This is a genomic window from Streptococcus mitis (genome assembly GCF_000722765.2).
Lineage (GTDB): Bacteria > Bacillota > Bacilli > Lactobacillales > Streptococcaceae > Streptococcus > Streptococcus mitis_AQ.
In genome coordinates this window covers 1,926,152-1,942,107 of the sequence record NZ_CP028415.1, presented here as the reverse complement: position 1 = coordinate 1,942,107, position 15,956 = coordinate 1,926,152, and the positions used below count along the sequence as shown (strand labels likewise).

The window sequence follows — 15,956 nt, the reverse complement described above, 5'->3', positions numbered from 1 at the left end:
GGTTGGGGATAAAGGCAGGAACTATTGATTTATTAAGCTTTTTATTAAAAAAATAGTGGATAACCTTGTGAGATAAAAAAATAAAAGAACAGCCTTATTTCAGGCTGTTGATAATTCTACTGTATTCTTCTTGATTTGAGAAAGCAATAATGATTTTGCCACTATCTTTTTTAGACAATTTGATTTCTACATCTAATCCGAGTAGTTTTTTTAACTGTTCTTCTTCATTTTGTATGAAATGATTCGTTTTTTGAAGTTTCTTTTGTTTTTTCTCTGTCAGAAGAGCTTCTAACTTCCTTACAGAAATGTCTTCCTCTATGATTCGTTGAAAGAAATAGTCTTGTTGTTCCTGATTCAACCCAACTAGCGAACGAGCATGCGCTTGTGATAGTTTGCCATTTTCTACTTCTGAGAGGATCTGTTCTGGCAAGGAAAGCAAGCGAATAGAGTTGCTGATATAAGGACGAGACTTGCCCATTTTATCTGCAATTTCAGCATGGGTAAATCCTTTCTCTACAAGAGATTCATAGGCGCGTGCTTCTTCTATTGGATTTAAATTTTCTCTTTGCAAATTTTCAATGATGGACTGGACCATCATTTCTTGATCTGAAAGTTGTTTAACAACAGCTGGTATAGACCTTAGACCAGCTAAAAGTGAAGCCCGATAGCGTCTCTCTCCTGCAAGAATTTCATAACCAATAACAGGAGATTGACGAACAATAATCGGTTGAATGACCCCATTTTCTTTGATAGACTGTGCTAGTTCATGTAGTTTTTCTCCATCAAATTCTTTTCGAGGTTGATAGGGATTTTTTTGTATATCCGTGATAGAAATCATTTCAAATTTTTCCATGATTCTACACTAACACATCTTTTCTTTTATGTAAAGCTTTCTTTACATAGATGTCAATTAAGATTCTAAATCACCTGAACTCTTGTCAAGTTTAATAGATGTAGTTTCTTCTTTACCGTTGCGATAGTAAGTGATCTTAATGGTGTCTCCGATAGAATGATTGTAAAGAGCACTTTGTAAGTCTGTTGATGAAGAAATCTCTTTGTCATCTACTTTTGTAATAACATCGTATTTTTCAAGGTGACCATTAGCAGGCATATTGCTCTGCACAGAACGAACAACTACACCATATGTTACATTGCTTGGAATATTAAGTCTTCTAATATCACTTGTATTAATATTTGAGAGATTGACCATTTGAATTCCCAAAGCTGGACGAGTCACTTTACCGTTCTTTTCTAACTGTTCAATAATATTGATAGCATCATTTGCAGGGATTGCGAAACCAAGACCTTCTACAGATGTTCCTCCATTTGTGGCAATTTTACTTGAGGTAATTCCGATAACCTGTCCTTGAATATTGATCAGTGGGCCACCAGAGTTACCTGGGTTAATAGCAGTATCAGTTTGGATGGCTTTTGTAGAAATGGCTTGTCCATCTTCAGATTTTAAAGATACATTTCGATTGAGACTAGATACAATACCCTGAGTGACAGTATTTGCATATTCAGAACCCAATGGGCTACCAATAGCAATGGCAGTTTCTCCTACGGTTAACTTACTAGAATCACCAAATTCAGCTACTGTTGTCACTTTTTCTGAAGAGATTTTGACGACAGCAATATCAGAGAAAGTATCAGCTCCGACGATTTCTCCAGGTACTTTAGTTCCATCTGACAAACGAATATCTACTTTGCTGGCGCCATTTATAACGTGATTATTGGTTACGATGTAAGCTTCTTTATCATTCTTTTTATAAATAACCCCAGATCCTTCACTAGAGATTTGCTGAGAATCTGTGTCAGTATCATCATTACCAAATACGCTATTTTGTCTGTTAGCTGAATAAGTAATAACAGAAACAACAGCATCTTTTACTTTGTTAACAGCCTGTGTTGTTGAATTTTCGTTCTTATAGGCAGTTTGTGTAATAGTACTATTGTTGTTGTTAGAGTTATTTACACCACTTTTTTGAGTTAGTTGAGTTATTGAAAGACTCCCCAAGGCTCCACTAAAAAAGCTAATGACGATAACGACTAATAATTGAAACCATTTTTTGTAAAATGTTTTTAGATGTTTCATATTTTCCTCCATATGTTTGAAATTACTGAAAGTATAAACTGACTAGCTTAATTATAACTTAAACACAAAAGTTTTTCACAGATTGTGGATAACTTTCAAAAATCTGTGGTTTTCTCGGTTAAAATTAACCTTTTATTTTGTGAATAAGATGTTAAAAAATAAAGAATATGTTAGAATAGAGTCATGAAAATTAAAGTTGTAACAGTTGGGAAACTGAAAGAAAAGTATTTAAAAGATGGTATCGCGGAGTATTCAAAACGAATTTCTCGATTTGCTAAGCTTGAAATGATTGAGCTAGCAGATGAAAAAACACCAGATAGGGCTAGTGAGTCAGAAAATCAAAAGATTTTAGAAATAGAAGGTCAGAGAACTTTATCAAAAGTTGGTGATCGTGATTTTGTTATTGTGTTAGCCATTGAGGGGAAAACACTTGCTTCAGAAGAATTTAGTAAGCAGTTAGAAGAAGCTTCTATAAAAGGATTTTCTACTCTTACATTTATTATTGGAGGGAGTCTGGGATTAGCACAGGATGTAAAAAAGAGAGCCAATCTCTCTGTTAGTTTTGGCCGCTTAACCTTGCCCCACCAGTTAATGAGATTAGTCCTTGTTGAACAAATCTATCGAGCTTTTACAATACAGCAGGGCTCGCCCTATCATAAATAGAAAATTGACTTTCAAGTGAATTTTTGGTAGAATATCTGTATTAGGTCTCATAGCTCAGCTGGATAGAGCATTCGCCTTCTAAGCGAACGGTCGCAGGTTCGAATCCTGCTGGGATCAATATAGTAGCAAAGCTGGGAATTTTCCCGGCTTTTTTCTTAAAAAAGTACACTTGGGGATAAAAAAATGACAGTTGAGAGAATTTTATCTAAAACAAAATTCCATTTTGTATAATAGTTTTTGTAAGTTAGCTTACAAGAAAAAAACATTGAGGAGATTTTATTATGAAAAACACAGTTAAATTGGAACAGTTTGTAGCCTTGAAGGAAAAAGACTTGCAAAAAATTCAAGGTGGGGAGATGAGGAAATCAAATAATAATTTCTTTCATTTCTTAAGAAGAATATAAAGGGGTGTCAGAATGGATTTTTTCTTAGTAGTAGATTTTATATTATATTTTTTAATTATTAGTCACAGTTACCATTTAATTTGTAAAGATCAAATAAAAGCAAAGGAATTATACATTTTTGGTGCTTATACACTACTATTACAAATAGTCCTTGGTCTTCCCTTTTATCTTCTATCTTTAGATGGGTTAGGGATTGCAACATTTTTATTTCCTTTGGGCTTATATTCCTATTTTCGATGGATTAAACAGTATGAGAGGGATAGAGGATTATTCCTAAGTTTACTACTATCTCTTTTATATGAGAGTCCTCACACCTTTCTGTCCGTAACGTTCTCCTCTATAACAGGAGACAATTTTGTTTTACAATATTATGGGTTATTCTTTTTCGTTGTAACGGTGTTGACCTATTTTATTATCTTAAAAATCATTCATTATTTCCATTTAGAACTAAACTATTTTGATAAGGACTACCTTTATCCTTTCTTGAAAAAAGTATTTTTTGCTTTACTACTGCTCCATATTGTATCGTTCGTTTCAGATATGGTAAGTACGGTTAAACATTTGAATAGTTTTGGAAGTATTTTGTCATCTATTGTCTTTATTTCTCTATTTTTGACCTTCTTTGCAATGAATTCGCATAAAGAACAAATGGAGAAAGAGATTGCTTTGAAGCAGAAGAAATTTGAACAGAAACATTTACAAAACTACACAGATGAAATTGTCGGACTGTATAATGAAATTCGTGGTTTTCGACATGACTATGCTGGAATGCTTGTCAGTATGCAGATGGCAATTGACAGTGGTAATTTACAGGAAATTGACAGAGTTTACAATGAAGTTTTAGTTAAAGCAAATCATAAATTGCGTTCAGATAAGTACACTTACTTTGATTTGAACAACATAGAAGATTCAGCTTTACGAAGTTTAGTTGCTCAGTCAATTGTCTATGCTCGAAATAATGGTGTAGAGTTTACACTGGAAGTAAAAGATACGATTACTAATCTTCCAATTGAACTATTGGATTTGGTTCGTATTATGAGTGTTTTATTGAACAATGCTGTCGAAGGATCGGCTGATAGTTATAAAAAGCAGATGGAAGTAGCAGTTATTAAGATGGAAACTGAAACAGTTATTGTGATTCAGAATTCATGTAAAATGACGATGACTCCTTCAGGAGATCTATTTGCTTTAGGATTCTCCACTAAGGGAAGAAATCGCGGAGTAGGATTAAATAATGTGAAAGAACTACTAGATAAGTACAACAACATTATTTTAGAAACAGAGATGGAAGGCAGTACATTTAGACAAATCATTAGATTTAAGAGGGAATTTGAATGAAAGTTTTAATTTTAGAAGATGTTATTGAACATCAAGTGAGACTAGAGAGAATATTGGATGAAATTTCGAAAGAATCGAATATTCCAATATCATACAAGACAACGGGAAAAGTCCGTGAATTTGAAGAATACATTGAAAACGACGAAGTAAACCAGCTTTATTTCCTAGATATCGATATTCATGGAATTGAGAAAAAGGGATTTGAAGTGGCTCAGCTCATTCGTCATTACAATCCTTACGCTATTATCGTCTTTATCACAAGTCGATCAGAGTTTGCGACTCTAACATATAAATATCAGGTATCAGCCTTAGATTTTGTTGATAAGGATATCAATGATGAGTTATTTAAGAAGAGAATTGAGCAAAATATATTCTACACGAAGAGTATGTTACTTGAAAATGAAGATGTGGTAGATTATTTTGACTACAATTACAAGGGAAATGATTTAAAAATTCCTTACCATGATATTTTGTATATTGAAACGACAGGAGTTTCTCATAAATTGCGCATTATTGGTAAAAATTTTGCCAAAGAGTTTTACGGTACCATGACAGATATTCAGGAAAAGGACAAACATACTCAGAGATTTTATTCTCCTCATAAGTCATTTTTGGTAAATATAGGCAATATCAGAGAAATTGATCGAAAAAACTTAGAAATTGTTTTCTATGAAGACCATCGTTGTCCTATTTCAAGATTAAAAATTAGAAAATTAAAAGATATTCTAGAGAAAAAATCTCAAAAGTAATTGACAATTAGCAAGAAATTGATATAATGGTTATATCTGCTACAGATAGAAGGTCCGTTGGTCAAGGGGTTAAGACACCGCCTTTTCACGGCGGTAACACGGGTTCGAATCCCGTACGGACTATTTTATCCGCCATAGCTCAGTTGGTAGTAGCGCATGACTGTTAATCATGATGTCGTAGGTTCGAGTCCTACTGGCGGAGTATAGATAAAAGGGAACATAGTGTTGTTCCCTTTTTTGTATCAATTTATATCACCAAGCATCTTCATAAGGAAGTCTGTTATTTCTTGAGGACTTTCTTTTTTTCCATGTGCAATCCAAGTTTGGCAGACACCAAAAAGTGCGTGAGTTAGATAGATGCTACTATATTCTAATTCAGTGGTATTGAGATTCAGTTGCATAAAGCGTTTTTGTAAATCTGTGCTGAGCATGATATGAAGTTTATTTCGTAAGAAATTTTGGATTTCTTTGGTCCCATTTTCAGAAAGAAGAGCAGCCAGGAGTGGTTCTGACTCTAGATATTCAAATACTTCTAAAATAGCATCTCTTTTGTGATGAGCATGTTTTTGAAAAATATATTCAAATGTATGGAATAGCTTGCTTTGATAGTGCTCAATCATATCATACTTATCTTTATAGTGAGTATAGAAGCTGGAACGACTAATTCCGGCTTTTTCTGCTAGCTTGACAGTAGAAATTTGATCAAATGGCTGTTCCATGAGTAATTGTACCATAGCATTTTCAATAGTTCGCTTTGTTTTTAAGCGTTTGTTACTTTCTTGCATATTTCCTCCTTGTAAACAAATTAGACTATATGTCTAAAAATGGATTTTTTATCTTGTAATTTAGATTTTTTAATGTATAATCTATTATATCAAAATTTTAGACAATATGTTTAAAAAAGGAGAAACTATGTTTAAAGAATGGAAAGCAATTTTTAAAAAACCAATCTTTATTATTGTCATAATAGGGATTTCTCTTATTCCAGCTCTGTACAATATCATATTTTTGTCCTCAATGTGGGATCCATATGGTCAATTGTCTGACTTACCTGTGGCAGTTGTCAATAATGATAAAGAGGCTTCCTATAATGGTAATAGCATGTCTATAGGAAAAGACATGGTGACCAATTTAAAAGAAAATAAAACCTTGGATTTTCATTTTGTAGATGAAGAAGAAGGTAAGAAGGGTTTAGAAAATGGCGATTACTATATGGTAGTCACTTTACCAAGTGATTTATCTGAAAAAGCAGCTTCTATTTTAACGTATCATCCAGAGCAAATGCAAATCGATTATCAGACTTCAAGTGGTCATAGCTTTATTGCAAGCAAGATGAGTGATTCTGCTATGACACAATTAAAGCAGAGTGTTTCTACCAATGTAACCGAGACCTATACTAAAGCTTTATTCAACAAAATGGTCGATTTAAAGGATGGCATGAGTCAAGCAGCTTCTGGTAGTGAAAAATTAACTGATGGAGCGAATCAGTTAGTGGCAGGAAGTCAAACATTAACTACTAACCTACACTATTTAGCAGATTCAAGTTTAACATTTTCAAATGGAACGGAGCAGTTTACTAAAGGATTATCCTCTTATGTCTCTGGTGTTGAACAACTTCATCTTGGCTTAGGGAATTTTAATAGTGGTTTAGTTACATATACTGGTGCAGTGAGTCAATTAGATAGTGGGTTAGGTCAATTATCTTCTAAAAGTCCTGAATTAGTAGGGGGAATCAATCAATTATATACTGGTGTAGAGGCCTATACTGGCGGTGTTTCTCAGCTCAATACTGGTCTTAATCAATTTTCATCTGGTGTTAGTGCCTATACAAATGGAGTGGGAAATCTTGCAACAGGTGCTAATCAGTTATCCAATCAATCAGCTACACTTCGAATGGGGGTGGAGCAATTAAGTGAAGGGATTCAACAACTTTCTAGCAAGTTAGATGCTTCGTCTGAGCAAAAAGATCAAATTAATCAATTATCTTCTGGTCTGAATCAGTTAAATCAAGCCATTCAAAATATTGATGTTGGAGATACAAAACACTTAGATTCTGTTTTATCAAGTATAGTATCTCTTTCTAATCAAATGTTAGCAAGTGCTCAGTCTGATAAAGCGACTACATTAGCCAATATTCAATCGACAGCAGCTTATCAATCTTTGACAAGTGAGCAACGAGCTGAAATAAGTGCTTCTGTATCTCAAAATTCGACTGATAGTATTCAATTAGCACAGTCAATTGTAGCTTTAGTTCAAGGTTTACAGGGAAGTTTAGAAAACTTACAAAATCAATCTTCTAATCTTTCGACATTAAAAAATCAAGCTAATCAAGTATTACCTATTGCTTCTACTTCTTTGACAGGATTGTCAAGTGGATTAACAGAGATACAGGGAACATTGACGAGTAAATTAGTTCCTGCTAGTCAGTCTATTACATCGGGGGTAAACGCATATACTGCAGGTGTTGATAAAGTTTCTCAGGGCGCAAGTCAACTAAGTGAAAAGAATTCCACCTTGACAGGTAGTTTGGACCAATTAGTTTCAGGCTCAACTACCTTGACACAAAAATCTTCTAAATTGACAGCAGGAGTTGGTCAATTAGTTGAAAAAACTCCAGAATTAGTGTCTGGTATTGAAAAATTATCAACTGGCTCTAACCAATTGAATCAAAAGAGTCAAGAATTGATAGCAGGAGTTGATAAATTGCAGTCAGGCTCTAGCCAACTAGCTGACAAATCCAGTCAGTTAATTTCAGGTGCTTCTCAATTAGAAAGTGGAGCTAATAAATTGGCAGATGGAGTTGGGAAACTAGCAGAAGGTGGAACAAAGTTAACTTCTGGATTGGAAGGTTTACAGACAGGAGTTGCTTCTTTAGGACAAGGACTAAGTAATGCTAGTGATCAACTCAAATCATCATCTACGGAATCTAAAAATGCAGAGATTTTGTCAAATCCACTCAATCTTTCAAAAACAGACAATGATCAAGTTCCTGTAAATGGAATTGCAATGTCTCCTTATATGATATCAGTTGCTCTTTTTGTTGCAGCAATATCAACGAATATGATCTTTGCGAAGTTACCTTCAGGACGTCATCCGGATAGCCGTTGGGCTTGGTTGAAATCTCGAGCTGAAATAAATGGTATTATAGCTGTTTTAGCAGGAATTTTGGTATATGGAGGAGTTCATCTTATTGGTTTAACTGCAAATCATGAGATGAGAACATTTATTCTCATTATCCTAACAAGTTTAGTATTCATGTCCATGGTGACCGCTTTAACAACATGGAATAGCCGTATAGGAGCTTTCTTTTCTCTTATTTTGCTTTTATTACAGTTAGCATCAAGTGCAGGTACTTATCCACTTGCCTTGACAAATGATTTCTTTAGAGCTATTAATCCCTGGTTACCAATGAGTTATTCAGTTTCGGGATTACGACAAACAATCTCTATGACAGGAAATATTCATCATCAAGTCGTTTTCCTTGCCGTGATATTAGCCCTATTTACTGGTTTAGGTATGCTAGCCTATCAACCTAAGAAAATGGAAGAAGATTAAAAAAATCGACCGATTAATTGGTCGATTTTTTATGCCTTAGATGACTTTCGTCTGTGATTATAGGTTCCAAATAGTAAGAGAGAAGTAAAGGAACAAATTGCTCCAGCAATAAAACCATTGGGAATGAAGGAAAGTGTAATAGTTCCTTTCCCCTTGGGAACGTCAACTTTCATAAATCCAGTTTGAGCTTGTTTAATTTCTATTTTCTTACCATCTTGGTAGGCAGACCAACCTTTGTCATAAGGAATGGTGAAAAAAATAGATGTATCTTGTTGGACATCATATGTAGCAAAAACCTTGTTTTTAGAAGTTGATATTGTGACAGGTTGTTCTTTGATTTTTTGAATTGCCTCAGTTAAAGTTTGGGTATCTAAACGATAGAAGGTAGGAGATTCAAATGATACTTGTGAATTTCCAGGGAAACTAACATTGATATTGAAAGTCTTTTTCTCTTTTGTATAGCCTAGATTAAAGAAGGAGAAGACATTATCAGTTGTAAAAGTTTTCTTTTCTCCATTTACAAGGATATCAACCTTCTTTTGTTTATCATTAGAAAAGTGAAGATTTGTGAAAGAAAGATAAACTTGGCTGTTTTCTGGTACTTCAATTTGATACTGGATTGCTGCATCCTCATTTGAAGAACTTGTAACACTAATCAAATCATCAGTATTTTCTGTTTTGTCATAAGGGATTGGAGAAAAATAATCAAAATCGACGTTAGCAAGTTGATTTAAAAACGAGGCTTGATTATCTAAAGTATGTTCATTGAACTTGACATCATTGTAAACAAATTGACTAGCAAATGCAATCGGAAGAGAGAATTGATTTTCATATAGGGCAAGATTATCTTTTTGATATACAACTTGGAAACCATACTTATCAATAGGGTTTTCTGAGATATTGTACTGGATGCCAAATAAACTATCAGCTAAAATACTATTATTGGCATAGCGGAGATTGAGATTGGTCCCAGAGGATCTAAACCCAAGTTTATCCAAAGTAGAGCTTGCTGAACGATTTCGAACAGATGAAAATTGAGATATTCCATTGTAGTTGAATTTCATACTGTCATTTCCTGTCTGAGTTTGTAGTTTTTCAGTACGAGTAAATTGATTTCCGATATATGTTGAGAAAGATTCCATAGCTGGGATATCTCGACTATAAGCACTTCGAGAAGCAAATCCCCATTCCTTAGCAATTCCGTCTATTTGAGATGAAGCATTTAAACTCACTTCAATCATTATAAATAAAGAAATTAGAATGGCAAACAGATTCACAGAAATAAATTTTTTGATAACCGCAAGGAGTAAAAGAGAATAGACAACTAAAAATTCAAGAGTCAGTAGGATATTCAAATCTGTTAAAAAAGAATAATGTGATTTTAGATAGATGGTAGCTAAAAATCCTGTTACTATAAGAAAAAGCGAAACTAAAAAATTCCAGATTTTAATTTCTTTCAGACGATTTAAGACTTCTGCTGCTGTGTAAATTAACAAGGTAGAGAAAATCCAAGCATAGCGATGTAAAAACATGTTTGGAGTATGCATGCCTTGCCAAAATAAATCAAGAGCTTCAATATAAAAGCTTGCAATTAGAAATGTAAAGAAGATTGCATAGATAAGTTTCACGTGAAACTTAATAGATTTCAGCGTAAAAAATAAAATGGTCAAAATAAAGGGAAGTAGTCCAACAAAAATCATTGGGATGGCCCCATACTTTGTTGTGTCAAAGGAACCAATGAATTGTTTAGCAAAGAGATCAAGATACCAGCTACTTTCAGTTTGAAACTTTGTAATTTCAGTTAATTTTTCCCCATGTGTCTGTAAATCAAACAGAGTGGGAAGAGTCATAATCAAACTAGTCATACCAGCTAAAACGGAGGTGATTATGAAATCAAGAAAAGATGATTTTCGAGTCTTAAAGTCCCACGAAATTTGACAGAGATACCAGAAAATAAGAAACAATACTGTCATATAGCCAAAATAATAGTTTTGGATAAATAAGATTGACAGACTTGTAAAGTACAATAGGGATTTCTTTTCAGTTATCAGTAGCTGTAAACCAGTTATAATTAAAGGAATCAAGATAAAAATATCTAGCCAGGTTTTTATCTCTAATTGACTGACAGTGAAACTCATTAGAGCATAGGAAGTAGATAAACCTAGTTTTAAAGGCTTAGTAATCGATTGAAATAATTTATTTAAACTAAAGTAAGTTGACAAACCAATCAATCCAAATTTTAAGAGAGTTGTCAGATAGACAGCATCTGGCATATTCGACAGATAAAAAAAGTAAACTAGAGGTGAAAGGAAACTTCCCAAGTAATAACTAGATAGGGCATAGAAATTTAATCCGAGGCCACTTGTAAAGGTGTAAAATAGACTACCATTTCCATGTAGGATATTTCGTAAAGCTACATCAAAAATAACGTATTGATGAAACCCATCTCCTAATAATGGAGATGTATCGCTATTCCAGTAGATACCTTGAGATAGATATACTCCTGTCATAATGATTATGGGAATGATGAAAGAAACAAAATAGGTCCAATATGTTTTAAAAAATAATTTCATGTTACCTCATAAAATGTTAGAAAACTCAGCTGGTTAACCCAACTGAGTTTTGAATTTTTTTAGTCTTTCCAAAGTTCTTTAACTTTTGCTTGTACTTCTGCATTCTCTAGGAATTCATCATAGGTTTCATCGATACGGTCGATGACGCCATTTTTAGACAAGACAATGATATGGTTAGCTAGAGTTTGAATAAACTCGTGGTCATGACTGGCAAAGATGATTGATTCTTTAAAGTTTTTCAATCCATCGTTCAAGCTTGAGATAGATTCCAGGTCCAAGTGATTGGTTGGATCATCGAGGACAAGAACATTTGATTTCAAGAGCATGAGTTTGGAAAGCATGACGCGGACTTTTTCTCCTCCTGACAAGACGTTTACAGGTTTGTTAACTTCATCTCCAGAGAAGAGCATACGGCCAAGGAAACCACGTAGGAAAGTATTGTCATCTTCTTCTTTACTTGCGAATTGACGCAACCAGTCAAGAATTGATTCTCCCCCTGCAAAATCAGCTGAGTTATCTTTTGGCAGGTAAGATTGACTAGTTGTAACTCCCCACTTGACAGTTCCTTCATAGTCAATATCTCCCATGATTGCACGAATTAATGCAGTCGTTTGGATGTCATTCTGTCCAATAAGCGCTGTCTTATCACCTGGACGCAAGATAAAGCTGATATTATCTAAAATAGTCTCACCATCAATCTTTACAGTTAGATTTTCTACTGTCAAGAGATCATTACCAATTTCACGCTCAGCTTTAAAGTTGATAAATGGATATTTACGACTGGATGGTACAATCTCTTCTAGTTCAATCTTATCAAGCATTTTCTTACGTGATGTTGCTTGTCTTGATTTAGAAGCATTGGCAGAGAAACGAGCAACGAATTCTTGCAATTGCTTAATTTTTTCTTCTGCTTTGGCATTACGGTCTGCTAGCAATTTAGCAGCGAGTTCAGAAGACTCCTTCCAGAAGTCGTAGTTTCCGACATAGAGTTTGATTTTTCCAAAGTCAAGGTCTGCCATGTGGGTACATACTTTATTCAAGAAGTGACGGTCATGGGATACTACTATGACTGTGTTATCAAAGTCAATCAAGAAATCTTCTAACCAAGTAATAGATTGGATATCCAAACCATTGGTCGGCTCGTCTAAAAGAAGAACATCTGGTTTACCAAAAAGTGCTTTGGCGAGGAGAACCTTTACTTTTTCACCGTTGGCCAATTCGCTCATATTTTGATAGTGCAATTCTTCTGGGATATTTAGGTTTTGAAGGAGTTGAGAGGCTTCACTTTCTGCTTCCCAGCCCCCAAGCTCGGCAAACTCTCCTTCAAGTTCGGCAGCACGCACTCCATCCTCATCTGAGAAATCTTCCTTCATGTAGATGGCATCTTTCTCTTTCATGATGCTATAAAGTTTTTCATTTCCCATGATAACAACATCAATGGCACGTTCATCTTCATAGTCAAAGTGATTTTGACGAAGAACAGAGAGACGTTCATCTGGACCAAGAGAGATGTGACCAGTAGTAGGTTCGATATCTCCGGCTAAAATTTTTAAAAAGGTAGATTTTCCGGCACCATTAGCACCGATTAATCCGTAAGTATTTCCTTCTGTAAATTTGATATTGACATCATCAAAAAGTTTGCGATCACTAAAACGTAGTGAAACATCAGATACTGTAAGCAATGTTTTTCTCCTATATGTGTAATATATTTATTCTACTAGAAAATACGGAAATATTCAAATTTTTATCTGTCAATTTTGTGTAAATTATATTTACAGCATACTTTACACGAATTCGTAAATAGCAAGGCTGATTTATTTTGATAAATTACAGTTATTTCATTAAAAAAATGCTATAATTGAAGGGACTATATCGAAGGAGAACAAAATGACTAAACCCATTATTTTAACAGGAGACCGTCCAACAGGAAAATTGCATATTGGACATTATGTTGGAAGTCTCAAAAATCGAGTATTATTACAGGAAGAGGATAAGTATGATATGTTTGTGTTCTTGGCTGACCAACAAGCTTTGACAGATCATGCTAAAGACCCTCAAACAATTGTAGAGTCTATCGGAAATGTGGCTTTGGATTATCTTGCAGTTGGATTGGATCCAAGTAAATCAACTATCTTTATTCAAAGCCAAATTCCAGAGTTGGCTGAACTATCTATGTACTATATGAATCTAGTTTCATTAGCACGTTTGGAGCGTAATCCAACAGTCAAGACAGAGATTGCTCAGAAGGGATTTGGAGAAAGCATTCCGACAGGATTCTTGGTTTATCCAATAGCTCAAGCAGCTGACATCACAGCTTTCAAGGCTAATTATGTTCCTGTTGGGACAGATCAGAAACCAATGATTGAGCAAACTCGCGAGATTGTTCGTTCTTTTAATAATGCATATAACTGTGATGTCTTGGTAGAGCCGGAAGGTATTTATCCAGAAAATGAGGGAGCAGGGCGTTTGCCTGGTTTAGATGGAAATGCTAAAATGTCTAAATCACTCAATAATGGTATTTATTTAGCTGATGATGCGGATACTTTGCGTAAAAAAGTGATGAGTATGTATACAGATCCAGATCATATTCGAGTGGAAGATCCAGGTAAGATTGAGGGAAATATGGTTTTCCATTATCTAGATGTTTTCGGTCGTCCAGAAGATGCTCAAGAAATTACTGACATGAAAGAACATTATCAACGAGGTGGTCTTGGTGATGTGAAAACCAAGCGTTATCTACTTGAAATATTAGAACGTGAACTTGGTCCTATTCGTGAGCGCCGTATTGAATTTGCTAAGGATATGGGAGAAGTTTATAATATGCTTCAAAAAGGTAGTGAAAGAGCGCGTGAAGTTGCAGGTCAAACCCTATCTGAGGTTAAAGGAGCAATGGGACTTCATTACTTTAACTAAGTTTATTTTACAAGAAACTATCATTTCTATCTCGAAGAAAAGATAGTTTTTATTTACTCCTGTAATATTTGACAAATTTTTATAGAATGGTATGATAGATACAATATAAAAAGAGTCAAGCTCAAAAAGAAAGAAAAGAGGAAACATCGAATGTCTAATTGGGACACTAAATTTTTGAAAAAAGGTTTTACCTTTGATGATGTATTGCTTATTCCAGCTGAAAGTCATGTGTTGCCTAACGATGCAGATTTAACAACTAAATTGGCAGATAATTTGACTTTAAATATCCCAATTATTACCGCTGCCATGGACACAGTTACAGAGAGTCAAATGGCTATTGCTATTGCTCGTGCAGGCGGTCTCGGAGTTATCCATAAAAACATGTCAATTGCTCAACAAGCAGACGAGGTTCGTAAGGTAAAACGTTCTGAAAATGGAGTTATTATTGATCCGTTCTTCTTGACGCCTGAACATACAATTGCTGAAGCAGATGAGCTTATGGGTCGTTACCGCATCAGTGGTGTTCCAGTTGTTGAAACACTTGAAAATCGTAAATTGGTTGGTATTTTGACAAACCGAGATCTTCGTTTTATTTCAGACTATAACCAACCAATCTCAAATCATATGACTAGTGAAAATCTTGTTACTGCTCCTGTGGGTACAGATCTTGCAACTGCTGAGAGTATTCTTCAAGAACACCGTATTGAAAAACTTCCTTTGGTAGATGAAGAAGGTCGTCTTTCTGGTTTGATTACTATAAAAGATATTGAAAAAGTTATTGAATTTCCAAATGCTGCTAAAGATGAGTTTGGTCGTCTTCTAGTTGCAGGTGCAGTAGGTGTTACTTCAGATACATTTGAACGTGCAGAGGCTCTTTTTGAGGCAGGAGCGGATGCGATTGTTATTGATACTGCACATGGTCATTCTGCAGGTGTCTTGCGTAAAATTGCTGAAATTCGTGCTCACTTCCCAGATCGTACCTTAATTGCTGGAAATATTGCTACTGCTGAAGGTGCACGTGCTCTTTATGAAGCGGGTGTAGACGTTGTTAAGGTTGGTATCGGACCAGGTTCTATCTGTACTACTCGTGTGATTGCTGGTGTTGGTGTTCCGCAAGTAACAGCTATCTATGATGCTGCAGCCGTTGCGCGTGAATATGGTAAAACGATCATTGCTGACGGTGGAATCAAGTATTCTGGAGATATTGTAAAAGCCCTTGCTGCAGGTGGAAATGCTGTTATGCTTGGATCAATGTTTGCTGGAACAGACGAAGCACCAGGTGAAACTGAAATCTTCCAAGGACGTAAATTCAAGACTTACCGTGGTATGGGATCAATCGCAGCAATGAAGAAAGGTTCAAGCGATCGTTACTTCCAAGGTTCTGTCAATGAAGCAAACAAACTCGTTCCAGAAGGAATTGAAGGTCGTGTTGCTTATAAAGGAGCGGCAGCTGATATTGTCTTCCAAATGATTGGTGGTATCCGTTCTGGTATGGGTTATTGTGGTGCAGCTAACCTTAAAGAGTTGCATGATAATGCTCAATTTATTGAAATGTCTGGTGCTGGTTTGAAAGAAAGCCACCCTCATGATGTACAAATTACTAATGAGGCACCAAATTATTCTATGTAAAAGAAATGAAAAACTCCTGCGAAAACAGGAGTTTTTT

The 15,956-nt window shown here is 35.0% G+C and carries 12 protein-coding genes and 3 tRNA genes; 10 read left to right on the top strand and 5 right to left on the bottom strand.

From position 1 onward, the window contains the following. Positions 1 to 94 precede the first annotated feature (94 nt). On the bottom strand, positions 95 to 853 hold the full coding sequence (locus SK637_RS09685) for a ParB/RepB/Spo0J family partition protein (RefSeq protein ID WP_033689615.1): 759 nt from the start codon (positions 851 to 853) through the stop codon (positions 95 to 97). Positions 854 to 910: 57 nt separating this feature from the next. Continuing rightward, positions 911 to 2,095, bottom strand: coding sequence for a serine protease HtrA (htrA, locus tag SK637_RS09680; RefSeq protein ID WP_033689613.1), 1,185 nt, complete (start codon positions 2,093 to 2,095; stop codon positions 911 to 913). A gap of 183 nt (positions 2,096 to 2,278) precedes the next feature. Here htrA and rlmH point away from each other — a divergent pair, with 183 nt between their 5' ends. The 7 genes from rlmH to SK637_RS09645 all read left to right on the top strand — a co-directional run bounded on the left by rlmH (position 2,279) and on the right by SK637_RS09645 (position 5,451). Beyond that, on the top strand, positions 2,279 to 2,758 hold the full coding sequence (gene rlmH / locus SK637_RS09675; RefSeq protein ID WP_000695939.1) for a 23S rRNA (pseudouridine(1915)-N(3))-methyltransferase RlmH: 480 nt from the start codon (positions 2,279 to 2,281) through the stop codon (positions 2,756 to 2,758). A 43-nt stretch (positions 2,759 to 2,801) separates the two neighbouring features. After that, positions 2,802 to 2,875, top strand: a tRNA-Arg gene (locus tag SK637_RS09670). A 164-nt stretch (positions 2,876 to 3,039) separates the two neighbouring features. Beyond that, on the top strand, positions 3,040 to 3,162 hold the full coding sequence (gene comC, locus SK637_RS09665) for a competence-stimulating peptide ComC (RefSeq protein WP_033689611.1): 123 nt from the start codon (positions 3,040 to 3,042) through the stop codon (positions 3,160 to 3,162). 12 nt (positions 3,163 to 3,174) lie between these two features. After that, complete coding sequence (gene comD, locus SK637_RS09660; protein WP_033689609.1) at positions 3,175 to 4,500, top strand: competence system sensor histidine kinase ComD; 1,326 nt, start codon at positions 3,175 to 3,177, stop codon at positions 4,498 to 4,500. Further along, positions 4,497 to 5,249 (top strand): competence system response regulator transcription factor ComE, encoded by a 753-nt coding sequence (gene comE / locus SK637_RS09655; RefSeq protein WP_000866062.1) that lies wholly within the window; start codon positions 4,497 to 4,499, stop codon positions 5,247 to 5,249. The genes comD and comE overlap by 4 nt, the downstream gene beginning before the upstream one ends. A 51-nt stretch (positions 5,250 to 5,300) precedes the next feature. After that, positions 5,301 to 5,372: transfer RNA gene (locus SK637_RS09650), tRNA-Glu, on the top strand. Positions 5,373 to 5,377: 5 nt separating this feature from the next. After that, positions 5,378 to 5,451 (top strand) — tRNA-Asn (locus SK637_RS09645). 40 nt (positions 5,452 to 5,491) lie between these two features. On the opposite strand, the gene SK637_RS09640 is transcribed toward SK637_RS09645, so the two are convergent. Then, entirely contained in the window at positions 5,492 to 6,034 is a 543-nt protein-coding gene (locus SK637_RS09640; protein WP_033689607.1) for a TetR/AcrR family transcriptional regulator, read from the bottom strand. 127 nt (positions 6,035 to 6,161) lie between these two features. Between SK637_RS09640 and SK637_RS09635 the strand changes: the two genes are divergently transcribed. Continuing rightward, positions 6,162 to 8,804 (top strand): YhgE/Pip domain-containing protein, encoded by a 2,643-nt coding sequence (locus SK637_RS09635; protein WP_033689605.1) that lies wholly within the window; start codon positions 6,162 to 6,164, stop codon positions 8,802 to 8,804. Positions 8,805 to 8,833: 29 nt separating this feature from the next. Here the strand turns inward: SK637_RS09635 and SK637_RS09630 are convergent, their stop codons facing one another. Beyond that, complete coding sequence (locus tag SK637_RS09630; RefSeq protein ID WP_033689603.1) at positions 8,834 to 11,377, bottom strand: YfhO family protein; 2,544 nt, start codon at positions 11,375 to 11,377, stop codon at positions 8,834 to 8,836. Positions 11,378 to 11,436: 59 nt separating this feature from the next. Next, positions 11,437 to 13,059, bottom strand: coding sequence for an ATP-binding cassette domain-containing protein (locus tag SK637_RS09625; protein ID WP_000958772.1), 1,623 nt, complete (start codon positions 13,057 to 13,059; stop codon positions 11,437 to 11,439). Positions 13,060 to 13,264: 205 nt separating this feature from the next. On the opposite strand from SK637_RS09625, the gene trpS reads away from it, so the two are divergent. Both trpS and guaB read left to right on the top strand, forming a co-directional pair. Then, positions 13,265 to 14,290 (top strand): tryptophan--tRNA ligase, encoded by a 1,026-nt coding sequence (gene trpS / locus SK637_RS09620; RefSeq protein ID WP_033689600.1) that lies wholly within the window; start codon positions 13,265 to 13,267, stop codon positions 14,288 to 14,290. A 150-nt stretch (positions 14,291 to 14,440) separates the two neighbouring features. Beyond that, a complete protein-coding gene (guaB, locus tag SK637_RS09615; protein ID WP_000073418.1) occupies positions 14,441 to 15,919 on the top strand; it encodes an IMP dehydrogenase in 1,479 nt (492 codons plus the stop codon). The last annotated feature ends 37 nt before the right edge of the window (positions 15,920 to 15,956 follow it).

What these genes read in the sequence shown, in the direction of transcription:
- comD (WP_033689609.1), top strand. Translation starts at nt 3,175, where the DNA reads ATGGATTTTTTCTTAGTAGTAGATTTTATATTATATTTTTTAATTATT.
- comC (WP_033689611.1), top strand. Translation starts at nt 3,040, where the DNA reads ATGAAAAACACAGTTAAATTGGAACAGTTTGTAGCCTTGAAGGAAAAA.
- SK637_RS09685 (WP_033689615.1), bottom strand. Translation starts at nt 853, where the DNA reads ATGGAAAAATTTGAAATGATTTCTATCACGGATATACAAAAAAATCCC.
- comE (WP_000866062.1), top strand. Translation starts at nt 4,497, where the DNA reads ATGAAAGTTTTAATTTTAGAAGATGTTATTGAACATCAAGTGAGACTA.
- rlmH (WP_000695939.1), top strand. Translation starts at nt 2,279, where the DNA reads ATGAAAATTAAAGTTGTAACAGTTGGGAAACTGAAAGAAAAGTATTTA.
- guaB (WP_000073418.1), top strand. Translation starts at nt 14,441, where the DNA reads ATGTCTAATTGGGACACTAAATTTTTGAAAAAAGGTTTTACCTTTGAT.
- SK637_RS09640 (WP_033689607.1), bottom strand. Translation starts at nt 6,034, where the DNA reads ATGCAAGAAAGTAACAAACGCTTAAAAACAAAGCGAACTATTGAAAAT.
- SK637_RS09635 (WP_033689605.1), top strand. Translation starts at nt 6,162, where the DNA reads ATGTTTAAAGAATGGAAAGCAATTTTTAAAAAACCAATCTTTATTATT.
- SK637_RS09630 (WP_033689603.1), bottom strand. Translation starts at nt 11,377, where the DNA reads ATGAAATTATTTTTTAAAACATATTGGACCTATTTTGTTTCTTTCATC.
- htrA (WP_033689613.1), bottom strand. Translation starts at nt 2,095, where the DNA reads ATGAAACATCTAAAAACATTTTACAAAAAATGGTTTCAATTATTAGTC.
- trpS (WP_033689600.1), top strand. Translation starts at nt 13,265, where the DNA reads ATGACTAAACCCATTATTTTAACAGGAGACCGTCCAACAGGAAAATTG.